Origin of the sequence: Citrobacter sp. CK188 (assembly GCF_030333525.1) — a bacterium.
Lineage (GTDB): Bacteria > Pseudomonadota > Gammaproteobacteria > Enterobacterales > Enterobacteriaceae > Citrobacter_B > Citrobacter_B koseri.
The window spans coordinates 97,747-113,577 of sequence record NZ_JAOWFU010000037.1 but is presented as its reverse complement, the minus strand read 5'-3'; the positions used below and the strand labels follow the sequence as shown (position 1 = coordinate 113,577).

At 56.0% G+C, this 15,831-nt stretch carries 15 protein-coding genes; 5 read left to right on the top strand and 10 right to left on the bottom strand.

Annotation, left to right across the window (positions count from 1 at the left end; all coding sequences use genetic code 11):
* Positions 1 to 2 precede the first annotated feature (2 nt).
* The 9 genes from dam to OGV67_RS20195 all read right to left on the bottom strand — a co-directional run bounded on the left by dam (position 3) and on the right by OGV67_RS20195 (position 7,594).
* Entirely contained in the window at positions 3 to 839 is an 837-nt protein-coding gene (dam, locus tag OGV67_RS20235; protein ID WP_012135494.1) for an adenine-specific DNA-methyltransferase, read from the bottom strand.
* A 72-nt stretch (positions 840 to 911) separates the two neighbouring features.
* Positions 912 to 2,204 carry a cell division protein DamX gene (damX, locus tag OGV67_RS20230; RefSeq protein WP_115614355.1) on the bottom strand — a complete coding sequence of 431 codons (1,293 nt, stop codon included), beginning with the start codon at positions 2,202 to 2,204 and terminating at the stop codon, positions 912 to 914.
* Positions 2,205 to 2,300: 96 nt separating this feature from the next.
* Positions 2,301 to 3,389, bottom strand: a complete 1,089-nt coding sequence (gene aroB / locus OGV67_RS20225; RefSeq protein WP_047460717.1) for a 3-dehydroquinate synthase — start codon at positions 3,387 to 3,389, stop codon at positions 2,301 to 2,303.
* Between the two features lie 58 nt (positions 3,390 to 3,447).
* Complete coding sequence (gene aroK / locus OGV67_RS20220; RefSeq protein ID WP_012135498.1) at positions 3,448 to 3,969, bottom strand: shikimate kinase AroK; 522 nt, start codon at positions 3,967 to 3,969, stop codon at positions 3,448 to 3,450.
* A gap of 308 nt (positions 3,970 to 4,277) precedes the next feature.
* Positions 4,278 to 5,516, bottom strand: coding sequence for a DNA uptake porin HofQ (gene hofQ / locus OGV67_RS20215; RefSeq protein ID WP_047460714.1), 1,239 nt, complete (start codon positions 5,514 to 5,516; stop codon positions 4,278 to 4,280).
* On the bottom strand, positions 5,428 to 5,829 hold the full coding sequence (locus tag OGV67_RS20210) for a DUF2531 family protein (protein WP_115614354.1): 402 nt from the start codon (positions 5,827 to 5,829) through the stop codon (positions 5,428 to 5,430). Before OGV67_RS20210 ends, hofQ begins: the two co-directional genes overlap by 89 nt.
* Positions 5,822 to 6,292 carry a HofO family protein gene (locus tag OGV67_RS20205; RefSeq protein WP_058668192.1) on the bottom strand — a complete coding sequence of 157 codons (471 nt, stop codon included), beginning with the start codon at positions 6,290 to 6,292 and terminating at the stop codon, positions 5,822 to 5,824. Before OGV67_RS20205 ends, OGV67_RS20210 begins: the two co-directional genes overlap by 8 nt.
* The gene (locus tag OGV67_RS20200) at positions 6,276 to 6,815 is read right to left on the bottom strand and encodes a PilN domain-containing protein (RefSeq protein WP_181899682.1); all 540 of its coding nucleotides are present in this window, start codon (positions 6,813 to 6,815) and stop codon (positions 6,276 to 6,278) included. The genes OGV67_RS20205 and OGV67_RS20200 overlap by 17 nt, the downstream gene beginning before the upstream one ends.
* Positions 6,815 to 7,594: a type IV pilus biogenesis protein PilM gene (locus OGV67_RS20195; RefSeq protein ID WP_115614352.1), complete on the bottom strand. Its 780-nt coding sequence runs from the start codon at positions 7,592 to 7,594 to the stop codon at positions 6,815 to 6,817. The genes OGV67_RS20200 and OGV67_RS20195 overlap by 1 nt, the downstream gene beginning before the upstream one ends.
* Before the next feature lie 120 nt (positions 7,595 to 7,714).
* On the opposite strand from OGV67_RS20195, the gene mrcA reads away from it, so the two are divergent.
* Entirely contained in the window at positions 7,715 to 10,267 is a 2,553-nt protein-coding gene (mrcA, locus tag OGV67_RS20190) for a peptidoglycan glycosyltransferase/peptidoglycan DD-transpeptidase MrcA (RefSeq protein ID WP_181899681.1), read from the top strand.
* A 93-nt stretch (positions 10,268 to 10,360) separates the two neighbouring features.
* On the opposite strand, the gene nudE is transcribed toward mrcA, so the two are convergent.
* Positions 10,361 to 10,921, bottom strand: a complete 561-nt coding sequence (nudE, locus tag OGV67_RS20185; protein WP_012135506.1) for an ADP compounds hydrolase NudE — start codon at positions 10,919 to 10,921, stop codon at positions 10,361 to 10,363.
* Between the two features lie 322 nt (positions 10,922 to 11,243).
* Between nudE and igaA the strand changes: the two genes are divergently transcribed.
* The 4 genes from igaA (at position 11,244) to hslO (ending at position 15,441) form a co-directional block, all read left to right on the top strand.
* Positions 11,244 to 13,376 (top strand): intracellular growth attenuator protein IgaA, encoded by a 2,133-nt coding sequence (igaA, locus tag OGV67_RS20180; protein ID WP_047460690.1) that lies wholly within the window; start codon positions 11,244 to 11,246, stop codon positions 13,374 to 13,376.
* 81 nt (positions 13,377 to 13,457) lie between these two features.
* Positions 13,458 to 14,126 (top strand): GMP/IMP nucleotidase, encoded by a 669-nt coding sequence (yrfG, locus tag OGV67_RS20175; protein ID WP_012135508.1) that lies wholly within the window; start codon positions 13,458 to 13,460, stop codon positions 14,124 to 14,126.
* 10 nt (positions 14,127 to 14,136) lie between these two features.
* Positions 14,137 to 14,538: a ribosome-associated heat shock protein Hsp15 gene (gene hslR, locus OGV67_RS20170; protein WP_012135509.1), complete on the top strand. Its 402-nt coding sequence runs from the start codon at positions 14,137 to 14,139 to the stop codon at positions 14,536 to 14,538.
* 24 nt (positions 14,539 to 14,562) lie between these two features.
* Positions 14,563 to 15,441 carry an Hsp33 family molecular chaperone HslO gene (gene hslO, locus OGV67_RS20165; RefSeq protein ID WP_024131015.1) on the top strand — a complete coding sequence of 293 codons (879 nt, stop codon included), beginning with the start codon at positions 14,563 to 14,565 and terminating at the stop codon, positions 15,439 to 15,441.
* Positions 15,442 to 15,831 lie beyond the last annotated feature (390 nt).

The window sequence follows — 15,831 nt, the reverse complement described above, 5'->3', positions numbered from 1 at the left end:
AATTATTTTTTCGCAGGCGTTACGACTCCTGGTTGGTACAGAGCCAGCAGTTCGTCCACCTTTTTACGTGTGCCGCCATTGCTGCTTATACTGCGACGCACTTTGACCTGAAAATGTTTCGCCGCTTTGTACCACTCGCGGGTATCGGGCGTGTCATGATTCGAAATTAACACCGGGATCCGCTTGCTGACCAGCTTTTCTGCCATCTCCGCCAGGCGCGCCTGCTCTTTTGGGCTGAAGCTATTGGTATGATAAGCGGTGAAATTCGCCGTCGCAGAAAGCGGTGCGTAAGGCGGATCGCAATAGACCACAGAATTGCTATCAGCACGATCCATACACTCTTCATACGAAAGGCAATGAAACTCTGCATTCTGCGCTTTTTTGGCAAAATGGTACAACTCCGTTTCCGGGAAGTAGGGCTTTTTGTAACGGCCAAACGGCACGTTAAACTCCCCACGCAAGTTATAGCGGCACAGGCCGTTGTAACCATAGCGGTTCAGGTATAAGAACAGGACCGCTCGACGGAACGGCTCCCGGCTCGTATTGAACTCTTCACGGAGTTGATAGTAAACCTCGGCCTGATTCGTCTCAGGCGTAAACAGCTCGCGGGAAGCCCGCACATACTCTTCAGTACGCGACTTCACGATGTTATAGAGGCTGATAAGGTCACTATTAATATCGGCAAGAATATAACGAGAAAAGTCGGTGTTAAGAAACACCGACCCGGCCCCCACAAAGGGTTCAACCAGACATTCACCTTTCGGTAAATGCCGTTTGATGTCATCAAGCAGGGGGTATTTCCCCCCTGCCCACTTCAGAAAAGCGCGATTCTTTTTCATGCTGACTAACTAATTACACCTTCTCCGGCTGTGGAGAAAGCTCCGACAGCATCCTGCGCTTTAACATGACTATTACTTCAGATCGGCCTGCACCTGATGCAACGGTTTTGCCCACGGGTTTTTCGCCTGCACATCGGCTGGCAACGTAGACACCGCACGTTTGGCATCATCTTTAGACGCATACACACCCGTTACCAGAACATACCACGGCTGGCCGTTACGCGTCGTCTGATACACCACATAGTTTTTCAGGTTTTCTTTCTTCGCCCAACCGTTCAGGTTGTCGTAGTTAGAAGAACTGCTGAGTTGCAGGGTGTAATGGCTGGAAGGCGCAGACTTCAGCGAACCCACGTTACCTGTGCTTTTCGTACCAGCCGCACTGCCGGCTGCCGCTGTGGTTTGCGCTGGCGCGGAGGTTTGTGCAGGCGCAGTGCTGGCGGTGGCTTTCGGCGCGGTCGTTGCCGCTGGCGCGGAGGTTGCTGGCGCTTTCGTCGTCGCGACCGGCGCGGCAGGTTCGCTACGTTTCGGCTGCGTGGTCGGCTTCGGTTCCGCTGGCGTCGCTTTCGCGGTGGTCTGCGGTTTCTTCGGCTCAATCACAACCTGCTTACGTTCCGGGCGCGTAGTGGCCTGACGCTCGCCCGATTGCGTCGTCGCCGTCTGACGCGGCGCATTGCCGTTGCGGATTGGCGCAACGGTGGCAGGTTCCGTCGGCAGCGTGGAGTTCGCCACCACATTGTTAACCTGTTCCTGGCCCTGCGGCTGAGTCAGCGCATTGTTCAGATCGCCCTGAACTTCCACACGCTGTTGGCCTTCGGTCGCGGCAGGCGCCTGACCCTGCGTTGGCGTTGAGGCGATCGGCGGCAGAGAAACATCCTGCTGCGTGTTTCCGGCGGTCTGTTCAGCGTCTGGCGCAGGCTGCGTGGCGCTCGCCTGATCGGTCGCGTTATTGCCGGAAAGATCGATGTTCTTCTCGGCAGACGCCGTTTGATCGCTGGAAGAGGAGGGTGAAGGGGCTTTCAGCGCGGAACCAATACCGATGATCAACAGCAGCAACACCAGAACGCCGACACCCATCATGATGTATTGACGGGAAGCGGGTTTGCTGGCGGCTTTCTTACGTTTGCGGGGACGACGCTCTACGCGTTCTTCATCCACTGCATCATCGGATTCATAATCGTCTTCGCTGTACTGCTCTTCCTCACGCGCCTTTCGCGCACGCCCTGGACGACGATCGTCCGTATCCAGGTCGACGTCATCGAAATTGATCTGTGGATCATTATCGCGTTCAGAAGATTGACGAGTACGACCAGTACGACGATCGCTGGGATCGGGTTTCAGCTCGTCTTCTGGTTTGAATTCATCCATTTAACACCCCACTCAAAGGTTAATGCTTACGACGTTGCAGTTAACCTGAATTTAAATGACCAATACCGTGCAGTATCAGTCCGACCTTTCTTGTTGTTACGCCTGCTGACAGTCAGCAATAGCGCTGAGAACGATTTCGTGCGGCACTCCGCCGCGTACTTCACTTTTCCCTATCGCCAGCGGGAGCACTAAGCGCATCTCGCCCGCCAGAACTTTCTTATCGCGCAGCATGTGTGGCAAATACGCCTGAGCAGACATCTCACGCGGCCCGTGAACAGGCAGACCTGCGCGCTGGAGCAGCGTAATAATGCGTTGCGTATCCGCAGCGCTAAACTGACCGAGACGCTCTGACGTGCGCGCCGCCATCACCATACCAGCGGCGACGGCTTCACCGTGTAACCAGTTGCCATAACCCATTTCAGCTTCAATGGCATGACCAAAGGTATGTCCCAGATTCAGTAAAGCACGTAAGCCCGTTTCGCGCTCGTCTGCTGCGACAACTTCGGCTTTCAGCTCACAACAACGGCGGATACAGTACGCCATTGCCGGACCTTCCAGACGTAATAACGCGTCCAGATTGTCCTCAAGCCAGGTGAAAAATTCACCGTCAAGAATGATGCCGTATTTGATCACTTCCGCCAGACCCGATGCCAGCTCACGCGCAGGAAGCGTTTTCAGACAGTCGAGATCCACCACCACAGAAGCAGGCTGGTAGAACGCGCCGATCATGTTCTTGCCGAGGGGATGGTTTACAGCGGTTTTCCCGCCTACGGAGGAGTCGACCTGCGACAGCAATGTCGTCGGGACCTGGATAAAGCGCACGCCACGCTGATAGCTGGCGGCGGCGAAACCGGTAAGGTCGCCAATCACGCCGCCGCCGAGGGCAACCAACGTGGTATCGCGACCGTGCGGTTTTTGCAGTAACGCGGTGAAAACCGTATCAAGTACCGTCAGGCTTTTATACTTTTCGCCATCGGGCAGGATAACGCTATCTACGTTAACCCCCGCCTGTTCAAGTACGCTACGGATCTTATCAAGGTAAAGGGGAGCCAGGGTTTCGTTGGTCACCAACATAACCTGATCGCCCGATTTCAGCGGTAAGAATGAAGCTGGTTCGTTAAACAAACCAGCCGCGATGGTGATAGGGTAACTACGTTCCCCGAGAGTAACTGTAATCCTCTCCATGACGCGACATCCACCTTAGTTACTTGTACCCGCTTACCGAGTATGTATTAAGCCAGAATCAGTTGCTTTCCAGCATATGAATAATCTGGTTTGCCACGACCTTAGCGCTCTGATCGTCGGTACGAATGGTCACGTCGGCAATCTCTTCATACAGAGGATTGCGTTCGTTGGCCAACGCTTCCAGAACTTCACGAGGCGGAGCTTCTACCTGCAACAGCGGGCGTTTCTTGTCGCGCTGCGTACGCGCAAGTTGTTTTTCGATTGTCGTTTCAAGATACACCACGACGCCACGCGCGGAGAGACGGTTACGCGTTTCACGTGATTTTACAGAGCCACCGCCGGTTGCCAGCACAATACCCTGTTTTTCCGTCAACTCGTTGATGACTTTTTCTTCGCGATCACGGAAGCCGTCTTCACCTTCTACATCGAAGACCCAGCCCACATCAGCTCCGGTTCGTTTCTCAATCTCTTGATCAGAATCGTAAAATTCCATATTGAGTTGTTGAGCTAACTGGCGCCCAATAGTGCTTTTTCCGGCACCCATAGGCCCAACCAGAAAGATATTGCGTTTCTCTGCCATTTTTTCGGTACTACTAAGACAATTCGTTAATGATAAACCCGCGTCGCAGACACCTTGCGCAGCAGGACATGAACTGAAACCTCATAAGATATTGCGAGAGTCAGACTGAAAATTATCTCAATACTCCAACGGGTTTGGCAACTGAATAAATTACCAAGACATATTGTAGACAACCCCGGAGGCAGCGTCGCCGGATAGCGACGAGAAGAACCAACTCTCAAATCGGTACTCCTTGTATGCTAAATACACCCCCACGTCAAATCCCTGAAACGTGTTCAGTGCAAAAACAGCGCGATTTCAGGCATAAATTATTCTGCCGCAACCAGTCTGGGGGTAATGAACACCACCAGTTCGCGCCGCTCGTTCTCTTTTCCATCATGGCTGAAAAGGGAACCAAGCCAGGGGATATCGCCTAACAGCGGGACGCTATCTTTAGCGGATTTGTTCTTGCGCGAAAAGATGCCGCCCAGCGCCAGCGTTTCGCCGCTTTTAACCTCGACCTGCGTGTCGATCTCCTGCTTATCGATCGCCAGCACTTCGCCATCCGCCTGCTGTAGCACCTGACCGGGAACGTTCTGGCTGATGTGAAGTTTCAGGCGAATGCGCCCCTTCGGCAAAACGGTGGGCGTCACCTCCATCCCCAGCACCGCTTCTTTAAACTCCACGGACGTCGCCCCGCTCTCGCCGCTGGAGACCTGATACGGGATTTCGCTCCCCTGCTTAATACTGGCGGGTTGCAGGTGCGAAGCCAGCAGTCGTGGGCTGGCGATAATATCAAGTTGCTGCTTCTGCTCCAGGGCGGAAAGCTCAAGATCCAACAAGCGACCGTTGATGCGCCCGATGTTAAACCCGACGCGAGACGTGGCGGCCGCGACGGACAAATCGCTGGCAAGCGACGTCACCTGCCCTGGCGACCCGGCCTGTTGCGCGTCCGCCAGCGTCCACTTTACCCCCAGCTCACGCAGGCTTTTTTCATTTATGGTGACGATATGCGCCGCCAGTTCAACCTGCTCAACGGGGAGATCCATTTGCGCTGCCCACGTTTCCAGCGCCGCCAGCGCAGCGTTGTTATCCCGAAGCAATAACCGGTTGGTGCGCTTATCTACCGTCATACTGCCTTTGGCGCTCAGCAGTTTTTCTCCCGCTTTTGCCAGTTCGGAGGCATCGGCGTATTGCAGAGAAATACTGCGATCCTCCAGCGGTAAGTTGGCCCGAAGCCTTGCCTGCTCGGCCTCCTGCCGCGCGGCGTTTTCGTTTTGCCAGTGAACCGAGTGAACATGCAGAATATTCCCCTCCTGACGCAGCACCAGCCCGGCGCTTTTTATGACCGTCTGCACCGCCTGCTTCCACGGCACATCCGTCAGACTCAGCGACAGCGAACCGCTGACGTCAGGCGAGACCACCAGATTCTTCTTCTCCTGCGCGGCAAGCGCCTGCAACACCTGAACAACAGGAACATCATCCACCACCAGCGTCACGTTTTGCGCTTTCCCCGCCTGTACGGCGGGCATCACGGCGATCAACGCTGCGGCTATCCATCGCTTCATTCACTTCTCCTTGTCGTTGCCACCGCCACTGTGACGGTTCACAGCCTTTACCGGTTGCAAGCGTTATGCTGTCTGCCGTCAGTCGGGAAATCGTCCAGCCGTTCTCCAGCACCTGATATTGTTCGACGCGCCGCCACTTCTGCTGGCTGTCTTTGAGAATGCCAGTCAGGCGCTCTCCCTGACTCACCACGCCCTGGTAACGCCACATCGGCAGTTCAGCGATCCGGCATCGGTCCTCCGGCGGTTTGAAGGGGTCGCGCATTCCGGTCAGCATCAGCAGGCAGCTACAGACCAACAGCCAGCACTTAGTCATCAGTCAGCCGCTCCAGCTGTAGCGTCAACAGCAGCTCCGTCTCCTGCGGAACAAGCGAAAAGCGGTTAATGCGCATGCCACGCTCCGCCAGCCGACTGAACAGTTGCGGAACCGCCTCCCAGGAGGATGCCAGCGCCAGCTCGCCTCCCTGCGCGGAAGGCTGCCAGTGAAGAAGGCGTACCGGAGAGCGCTGAAAATCCAGAGGGGAAAAAGGCACGCGCTTGCTGGCCGACGCTAAACGAGACATATCCATTGATGCGGCGATCTGACGCAGGCTTCGCCACTGCCGGTCGATAGCCGCCCGCTGTTGCGCCAGCGCCGTTCGTTGCCGCTCCTGTTGCTGCGCACCCGAAGAAAACGCGCATAAACACGCCAGTAATCCCAGCCCCAGGCTCCAGCCTAACCAGCAGAAGAGGCGGGTTCGCGGCAATAACCCGCACCAGAGGTCAAAAAGCGCGGCCATCTGCGAGGCTCCTTTTTAACGGGTAATGAAATTGCCAGCGTCCCTGCGCATCCTGCTGCGTTGCCCCACTCCCGGCTAACGGGAAATCAGGATGATGACGCAGCGCGGTTTCCAGCGTGTTTAACGCAAGAAATGTCGTCGCGTATCCCTCAAGTTCCAGCGTTCCCTGCTGCCAGGATAACCGGGTTAGCCACGCCTGCTCGGGCAACAGCGCCGCCATCCCTTCCAGCACGCTCTGCCAGCGCCGCGTCTGCTCATATTCCGTTTGCTGCTGCAACGCTTGCTGCCACGCGGTCTGCCGCTGCTGTAAGCGGGGTTGGATCGCCAGTAGCGCGGCGGCGCGCTCTTTCTCTGCGATCGACCACTGCGCATCCACCCGCTTTTGCGCCGTGAGCGTAACCTCATGGATGCACCCCAGCGCGATGGTCAGCAGCAGTGAACCGCTGAACATAACGCTCCAGAATCGCAGACATTCGCGCCGCCGGGACTGACGCCAGGGCAAAAAGTTGACCGGATGACTCATCAGCGCGGCGCCCCCATTGCTAATCCCAGCGCGATGGCAAAGGTATGGCCTTCCGGCGGAACGGGAGGCTGGCGAATGGCAACCGCGCACCAGGGTTCGAAGCCGCCCGCGCCGCACACCGTCAGACTTTCCGGCGCAATGGACAACGTCGCGGCAAGACTGTCGGCGCAGGCCGCCTCTTGTAGCGGTTTTCGTCCCCACGCATAACGCGTCGCCCACAGCCACTGCTCTTCGTCACGCCAGGCCAGACACTGCTGGTGCGCCAGCAGATAAGGAATAAAGTGCTGTAATGCGCAGGCATCCGGCGTAATCGCCGTCACCTGCATTTTCAGTTTTTGCGCCAGCGTTAATAAGGTCGTCACCTCCTTGCTTTGGGCGGCGGTCACGTTAAATGCCGGAGTCAGGGTATCTTCGCGATAGTCAAAGCGCAGGGCGTCGGGGGGCATATCCAGCTCACGCGCCATCGCGCCGGTCAGCCACACCGTTTGTTCACGTTCGCGCAGCGCCATTTCCGGGCGCGGAAAATGCTTTTGCAGCGTCCGGCTGGCAGGGAAAGAGAGATAAATATGATGCCGGTGAGGAAGCGAACGACGCCACGGAAGCAGCGCATCGACGAGCTGTTCAGGCTCGCGGAGATGCCCGTCAACGAAGGTGCGTTCCGCCAGCGGCACCCGCCACCAGCGTTGTAAAGACCAGCCTGACGCGCCGCGAACCACGGCGACAGCCAGCGCCTCATGCTGCTGAATATGAAGGCCAATTTGCCAGAACCTGAAAGCCATTGCTTATGATCTCCTTATCAATGGTCGCTCTTACGGGTATATCAATGCGTCTGGCTTGCCTTTATACTACCGCGCGTTTGTTTATAAACTGCCCAAATGACACTAAATGGGAAATCTCCAGTGAAGTTCGTAAAGTATTTATTGATCCTTGCAGTATGTTGCATCCTGCTGGGAGCAGGCTCGATTTATGGCCTCTACCGCTATATCGAGCCGCAACTACCTGACGTCGCGACCTTAAAAGACGTGCGTTTGCAGATTCCGATGCAGGTTTACAGCGCGGATGGCGAGCTGATCGCGCAGTATGGCGAAAAACGTCGTATCCCGGTCACGCTTGACCAGATGCCGCCGGAAATGGTTAAAGCCTTTATCGCTACGGAAGACAGCCGCTTTTACGAGCATCATGGCGTCGATCCGGTAGGGATCTTCCGTGCGGCCAGCGTCGCGCTGTTCTCAGGCCATGCCTCACAGGGGGCAAGTACCATCACCCAGCAGCTGGCGAGAAACTTCTTCCTGAGCCCGGAACGCACGCTGATGCGTAAAATTAAGGAAGCGTTCCTGGCAATCCGCATTGAGCAGATGCTGAGCAAAGATGAGATCCTCGAACTTTATCTGAACAAGATCTACCTCGGCTACCGTGCCTACGGCGTCGGCGCGGCGGCGCAGGTCTATTTCGGTAAGACGGTCGATCAGCTCACCCTGAGCGAAATGGCGGTGATTGCCGGTCTGCCGAAAGCCCCTTCCACATTTAACCCGCTCTACTCGATGGATCGGGCGACGGCGCGTCGTAACGTGGTGCTGTCTCGTATGTTGAGCGAAGGCTACATCACCCAGGCACAGTACGATCAGGCGCGCGGCGAAGCGATTGACGCCAATTACCATGCGCCGGAAATCGCGTTCTCAGCGCCGTATCTGTCGGAAATGGTGCGCCAGGAAATGTACAGCCGTTATGGCGAAAGCGCCTATGAAGACGGGTATCGCATTTACACCACGATCACCCGCAAAGTTCAGCAGGCGGCGCAGCAAGCCGTGCGTAACAACGTGCTGGACTACGACATGCGCCACGGCTATCGCGGCCCGTCGAACGTGCTGTGGAAAGTAGGCGAAACCGCCTGGGACAACAAAAAAATCACCGACACGCTGAAAGCCCTGCCAACCTACGGGCCGTTGCTGCCCGCCGTCATTACCGGCGCGAATCCGCAGGAAGCCACCGCGATGCTCGCTGATGGCACCTCCGTGTCGCTGCGGATGGAAGGCGTACGCTGGGCGCGCCCTTACCGTTCGGATACCCAACAGGGCCCGACGCCGCGTAAAGTGACCGACGCCGTACAGACAGGCCAACAAATCTGGGTTCGCCAGATGGGTGATGCCTGGTGGCTGGCGCAAGTCCCGGATGTGAACTCAGCGCTGGTTTCCATCAACCCGCAAAACGGCGCGGTTCTGGCGCTGGTCGGCGGTTTTGACTTCAACCAGAGTAAATTCAACCGCGCCACGCAGGCGCTGCGTCAGGTCGGGTCGAACATCAAACCGTTCCTCTATACCGCCGCAATGGATAAAGGTCTGACGCTGGCGAGTATGCTGAACGACGTGCCGATTTCCCGCTGGGACGCAGGCGCCGGTTCCGACTGGCGGCCAAAAAACTCCCCGCCGCAGTATGCCGGGCCAATCCGCTTACGTCAGGGTCTGGGTCAGTCGAAAAACGTGGTGATGGTGCGGGCGATGCGCGCGATGGGCGTGGATTACGCCGCAGAGTATCTGCAACGCTTCGGTTTCCCGGCGCAGAACATCGTGCATACCGAATCGCTGGCGCTGGGCTCCGCGTCCTTCACCCCGATGCAGGTGGCGCGCGGTTATGCGGTAATGTCTAACGGCGGCTTCCTGGTAGACCCGTATTTCATCAGCAAGATAGAGACCGACCAGGGCGGCGTGATCTTCGAAGCGAAGCCGAAAATCGCCTGCCCGAATTGCGATATCCCGGTCATTTACGGTGATACCCAAAAATCCAACGTGCTGGAAAACAATAACGTTGAAGATGTCGCCATCTCTCAGGAGCAGCAAAACGCCACCGTGCCGATGCCAAAACTGGAGCAGGCTAACCAGGCGTTAGTGGCGCAAAGCGGAATGCAGGAATATGCTCCGCATGTGATCAACACGCCGCTGGCCTTCCTGATTAAGAGCGCGCTGAACAGCAACATCTTCGGCGAACCCGGCTGGATGGGCACCGGCTGGCGCGCGGGTCGCGACCTGCAACGTCATGATATCGGCGGAAAAACCGGAACCACCAACAGCTCGAAAGATGCCTGGTTCTCCGGTTACGGCCCGGGCGTGGTGACTTCCGTGTGGATCGGCTTTGACGATCACCGTCGCGATCTGGGGCGCACTACCGCGTCCGGGGCGATCAAAGACCAGATTTCTGGTTATGAAGGCGGCGCGAAAAGTGCGCAACCCGCATGGGATGCTTACATGAAAGCCGTGCTGGAAGGGGTTCCTGAAGAGCCGCTGACGCCGCCTCCGGGCATCGTGACGATCAATATCGACAGAAGCACCGGGCAACTGGCAAACGGCGGTAACAGCCGCGCGGAATACTTTATCGAAGGCACTCAGCCAACGCAGCAGGCGGTGCATGAGGTGGGCACCACCATTATCGATAACGGTGAGACACACGAACTGTTTTGATCTTTTGCCGGATGGCGACGCCTGAGACGTCTTATCCGGCCTACATTTTGTTGTAGGCCAGGTAAAACGTCAGCCGCCATCCGGCAATATAAATTACAACCGCCCCTGCCCCTTCAGCCACTCACGGACCAGGAACAGCGCGCTGACGTTTCGCGCTTCACTGAAATCCGGTTCTTCCAGCAGATCCATTAAATGCGTCAGCGGCCAGCGCACCTGCGGCAGCGGTTCCGGCTCGTCGCCTTCCAGTGATTCAGGATAGAGGTCTTCCGCTATCACAATATTCATTTTGCTGGAAAAATAGGACGGCGCCATGCTGAGCTTTTTGAGGAACGTCAGATCGTTCGCGCCAAACCCAACTTCTTCTTTCAGTTCCCGGTTCGCCGCTTCAAAAACGGTTTCGCCAGGGTCGATCAACCCTTTGGAGAACCCCAGCTCATAAGACTCCGTGCCCACGGCATATTCACGGATCAGAATCAGGTGATCGTCTACGATCGGCACAATCATTACCGCTTCACGAGTGGACGGACGCATACGCTCATAGACGCGGCGCACGCCGTTGCTGAATTCGAGATCCACACTTTCGACGTTAAACAGCCGGGATTTCGCGACAGTTTCAACTTTCAAAATGGTGGGTTTTTGTAATGATTTGCTCATCGTGAGAATCTATGCAGTGAAATCTGGTGCCATTGTGCGATATACAGCACGGTTTCGGCAATGTGAATTGCCGTTTATTTACATTTATGTAACGTAGCAAAAATTAATTCCCATTTAAAATTAAAAGTCAATAGGTTGAAATAACTCCAGGAATTTGCTGATATTCCGCTTTTGGTGGGTTTGCTATGATCCGCGTTCACTGGGATGCGCGTAAAAATGCTCAAGTTCAACTCCACGCTTGCCGATAGCCAACCACAGCATCACATTTATTCGACAGGGTGCGACTGACCACGCCTGACAGACTTAGTAAGATGGGGAAAGCATGAGCACCATTTTGATTTTCTTAGCTGCTTTGCTGGCCTGCTCTCTACTGGCAGGATGGCTACTCAGAGTAAGAGCCAGGCGGCAGAATCTGCCCTGGATCAGCGCCTTTTCAGACGCCGCGACGCGCAAGCTAACGCCGGAAGAGCGCAGTGCGGTTGAAAACTATCTCGACAACCTCAGTCAGATTCAGCAGGTGCCGGGGCCGACAGGCGCCAGTACCGCTCCCGTGTCGTTAACGCTGAATGCCCAGAGTAATAACGTCATTATTCTGACCCATTCCATTACGCGTTACGGCATTACGACCGACGATCCCAATAAATGGCGATATTACCTTGATTCCGTTGAGGTTCATTTGCCGCCGTTCTGGGAACAGTACATCAATGACGAAAATAACGTTGAGCTGATCCATACCGATACGCTTCCTTTGGTCATCTCGCTTAACGGCCACACGTTGCAGGAGTACATGCAGGAGACGCGCGGCTATGCGCTACAGCATACCTCCTCCACCCAGGCGTCGATTCGTGGCGAAGAGAGCGAGCAAATTGAACTGCTGAACATTCGTCAGGAAACTCACGAAGAGTATGCGCTCAGCCGCCCTGCGGGGCTGCGCGAAGCATCGCTGATTGTGGCCTCATTCCTGCTGTTCTTCTGTTGCTTAATTACGCCGGATGTCTTCGTGCCGTGGATTGCGGGTGGCGCAATTCTGCTGCTCGCCGCAGGTCTCTGGGGGCTGTTCGCTCCGCCATCTAAAACCTCGCTGCGGGAGATTCACTGCCTGCGGGGAACCCCGCGTCGCTGGGGGCTGTTTGGCGAAAACGATCAGGAGCAGATCAACAATATTTCGCTGGGGATTATTGACCTGATTTACCCTGCCCACTGGCAACCCTATATCGCACAGGATCTCGGGCAGCAAACGGATATTGACATCTATCTGGATCGCCACGTCGCGCGGCAAGGGCGTTTTCTCTCCCTGCATGACGAGGTGAAAAATTTCCCGTTGCAACACTGGCTGCGTAGCGCCGTTATTGCGGGCGGATCGCTGCTGGTGCTGTTTATGCTGCTCTTTTGGATCCCGCTGGATATGCCGATCAAATTCACTTTGTCGTGGATGAAAGGCGCGCAAACCATTGAGGCCACCAGCGTTAAACAGCTCCACGACGCCGGAGTTCGCGTGGGCGATACGCTGCATCTGAGCGGCAAAGGCATGTGTAATATCCATCAGCCTGGCAGCTGGACTGCGCAGCCGAACTCCCCTTTTATGCCGTTTGATTGCTCGCAAATCATCTGGAATGACGCGCGGACGCTGCCGCTGCCCGAGTCCGATCTCGTCAACAAAGCCACAGCGCTGACCCAGGCCATCAACCGCCAGCTGCACCCGAAGCCGGAAGATGACTCCCGCGTTAGCGCGTCGCTGCGTTCGGCGATTCAAAAGTCCGGGATGGTATTACTGGATGATTTCGGCGACATCGTATTAAAGACCGCCGATCTGTGCGCCGCCGAAGACGAATGCGTGCGCCTGAAAAACGCGCTGGTGAACCTCGGCAACAGCAAAAACTGGGCCGCGCTGGTCAAACGCGCGAATGCGGGCAAACTTGACGGCGTGAACGTTCTGCTGCGCCCTGTCAGCGCGGAGTCGCTCGATAACCTGGTGACGACCTCAACCGCGCCGTTTATCTCCCGTGAAACCGCGCGCGCCGCACAGGCGCTTAACAGCCCCGCGCCGGGCGGCTTCCTGATTATCAGCGATGAAGGCAGCGATCTGGTTGATCAGCCGTGGCCGTCGATGTCCCTGTACGATTACCCTGCGCAGGAACAGTGGGGCGCATTCCAGCGCCTGGCGCAGATGTTAATGCAAACGCCGTTTAGCGCCGAAGGGATCGTCACCCGTGTCTACACCGACGCCAACGGCACGCAGCACATCGGCCTGCACCGCATCCCGGATCGTTCCGGTTTATGGCGCTACCTTGGCACGACGTTGCTGATGCTCACCATGCTGGGCTGCGCCGCTTACAACGGCATTCAGGCGTTCAGACGTTATCAGCGTAACCGCACCCGTATGGCGGAAATTCAGGAATATTATGAAAACTGCCTGAATCCAAAGCTGATCGCCTCCCCGGAAAGCCTCATCTGACAGCTCACGGTATGCTACCCTGTAGCGCATATCCGGCAAAAGCCGCCAGGGTTTGGCGGCAATCTCATCTGGAGAATTCCCATGCATATTGATATTGCCTGGCAGGACGTCGATACCGTTTTGCTGGACATGGACGGCACGCTGCTCGATCTGGCATTCGATAACTATTTCTGGCAGAAACTGGTGCCGGAAACCTATGGCGCACAGCAGGGAATCACTGCACAGGAAGCCCAGGACTATATTCGCCAGCAGTATCATGCCGTGCAGCATACGCTAAACTGGTACTGTCTTGATTACTGGAGCGAGCGGCTGGGTCTGGACATTTGCGCCATGACGACGGCACAGGGGCCGCGCGCCGTGCTGCGCGAAGATACCGTGCCGTTTCTGGATGCGTTAAAAGCGCGCGGTAAACGCCGCATTCTGCTGACCAACGCGCACCCGCATAACCTGGCGGTGAAGCTGGAACATACCGGTCTGGCATCACACCTTGATTTATTACTTTCCACCCACACATTTGGTTATCCCAAAGAGGATCAGCGGTTATGGCACGCAGTGGCTGAAGAAACGGGAATAAGCGCAGAGAAAACGCTGTTTATCGACGACAGCGAACCGATTCTCGACGCCGCCGCCCAATTCGGCATTCGTTACTGCCTCGGCGTGACCAATCCCGACTCCGGCATTGCGGAAAAGCAGTATGCACGCCATCCGTCGTTGAATGATTACCGCCGACTGATCCCCTCACTGATGTGAAGGAGACGCCATGAAAGAAAAGCCCTCTGTTGAGGTCCGACTGGATAAATGGCTGTGGGCCGCACGCTTTTATAAAACCCGTGCATTGGCCCGCGAAATGGTTGAAGGCGGTAAGGTGCACTATAACGGGCAGCGCAGCAAGCCGGGCAAGATTGTCGAGCTGAATGCGACGCTGACCCTGCGCCAGGGCAACGACGAGCGGACGGTAGTCATTAAAGGCATTACCGAGCAGCGCCGTCCGGCGAGCGAAGCCGTTACGCTGTATGAAGAAACAGCGGAGAGCGTGGAAAAACGCGAAAAAATGGCGCAGGCACGCAAACTTAACGCATTAACCATGCCGCACCCGGACAGGCGACCGGATAAAAAAGAGCGCCGCGACCTGTTACGATTTAAACACGGCGACAGTGAGTGACTGTCACCCGCAAGAGAGATGATTATGCCGCAACATGACCAATTACATCGTTATCTGTTTGAAAACTTTGCCGTGCGCGGCGAACTGGTAACCGTATCGGAAACCCTGCAACAGATCCTCGAAAACCACGCCTATCCGCAGCCGGTCAAAACCGTGCTGGCCGAGCTGCTGGTCGCCACCAGCCTGCTGACCGCCACGCTGAAATTTGCCGGTGACATTACCGTGCAGCTACAGGGCGACGGCCCGCTGAGCCTGGCGGTGATCAACGGCAATAACAACCAGCAGATGCGCGGCGTCGCTCGCGTACAGGGCGAAGTGCCGGAAAACGCGGATCTGAAAACGCTGGTGGGCAACGGCTATCTGGTGATCACCATTACACCAGAAGAAGGCGAGCGTTATCAGGGCGTGGTCGGTCTGGAAGGCGACACGCTGGCGGCGTGCCTGGAAGATTACTTCCTGCGTTCCGAACAGTTGCCGACACGCCTGTTCATCCGCACTGGCGAGGTGGAAGGCAAACCGGCGGCGGGCGGAATGCTGCTACAGGTAATGCCCGCGCAGAACGCGCAGGCAGACGACTTCGATCACCTGGCGACGCTGACCGGAACCATCAAAACCGAAGAGTTGCTGACCCTTCCGGCTAACGATGTGTTGTGGCGTTTGTACCATGAAGAAGAGGTCACGCTCTACGACCCGCAGGACGTTGAGTTCAAGTGTACCTGTTCTCGTGAACGCTGTGCGGGCGCGCTGAAAACGCTGCCGGATGAAGAAGTGGACAGCATCCTGGCGGAAGAAGGCGAGATCGATATGCACTGCGATTACTGCGGCAGCCACTATCTGTTCAACGCGATGGACATTGCGGAAATCCGCAACAACGCCTCCCCTGCCGACCCGCAGGTGCATTAATCACCGGTAAAAGGCCTGATGGCGAATCGCTCATCAGGCTTACTCATTTACAGGTCAGATAAGACGCATCCGCGTTGTCATCCGGCCTGCTCCGCAAAATTCCGCACTTTTTGTTCATTTTTTCCTTCGTGGTGAATCGATATTTTATATGTAAGAGTTTCGTAAATTTCTTACATGAATGCGATTACACTCACAACATTCCCGCAGAATACACTCATTTTTAACGTTTTAAGAACATTTTCCACAACAAAAAAGGGTTCTCTGCCATAATAAGCGCCGCTTCGTGACAGGAGTCACAGCGTTTTCGGTCAATCGTGATTTTGTCCAGATACGTAAATCTATGAGCCTCGTCGCGGTTAACAAACCCTAAAAAACCCTACAATTTCAGGT

Bases quoted from the DNA above. Each gene is read 5' to 3' on its own strand.
- dam (WP_012135494.1), bottom strand. From the start codon at position 839: ATGAAAAAGAATCGCGCTTTTCTGAAGTGGGCAGGGGGGAAATACCCC.
- hslO (WP_024131015.1), top strand. From the start codon at position 14,563: ATGCCGCAACATGACCAATTACATCGTTATCTGTTTGAAAACTTTGCC.
- damX (WP_115614355.1), bottom strand. From the start codon at position 2,204: ATGGATGAATTCAAACCAGAAGACGAGCTGAAACCCGATCCCAGCGAT.
- OGV67_RS20200 (WP_181899682.1), bottom strand. From the start codon at position 6,815: ATGAGTCATCCGGTCAACTTTTTGCCCTGGCGTCAGTCCCGGCGGCGC.
- OGV67_RS20210 (WP_115614354.1), bottom strand. From the start codon at position 5,829: ATGACTAAGTGCTGGCTGTTGGTCTGTAGCTGCCTGCTGATGCTGACC.
- aroB (WP_047460717.1), bottom strand. From the start codon at position 3,389: ATGGAGAGGATTACAGTTACTCTCGGGGAACGTAGTTACCCTATCACC.
- hofQ (WP_047460714.1), bottom strand. From the start codon at position 5,516: ATGAAGCGATGGATAGCCGCAGCGTTGATCGCCGTGATGCCCGCCGTA.
- OGV67_RS20195 (WP_115614352.1), bottom strand. From the start codon at position 7,594: ATGGCTTTCAGGTTCTGGCAAATTGGCCTTCATATTCAGCAGCATGAG.
- nudE (WP_012135506.1), bottom strand. From the start codon at position 10,921: ATGAGCAAATCATTACAAAAACCCACCATTTTGAAAGTTGAAACTGTC.
- yrfG (WP_012135508.1), top strand. From the start codon at position 13,458: ATGCATATTGATATTGCCTGGCAGGACGTCGATACCGTTTTGCTGGAC.
- aroK (WP_012135498.1), bottom strand. From the start codon at position 3,969: ATGGCAGAGAAACGCAATATCTTTCTGGTTGGGCCTATGGGTGCCGGA.
- hslR (WP_012135509.1), top strand. From the start codon at position 14,137: ATGAAAGAAAAGCCCTCTGTTGAGGTCCGACTGGATAAATGGCTGTGG.
- igaA (WP_047460690.1), top strand. From the start codon at position 11,244: ATGAGCACCATTTTGATTTTCTTAGCTGCTTTGCTGGCCTGCTCTCTA.
- OGV67_RS20205 (WP_058668192.1), bottom strand. From the start codon at position 6,292: ATGGCCGCGCTTTTTGACCTCTGGTGCGGGTTATTGCCGCGAACCCGC.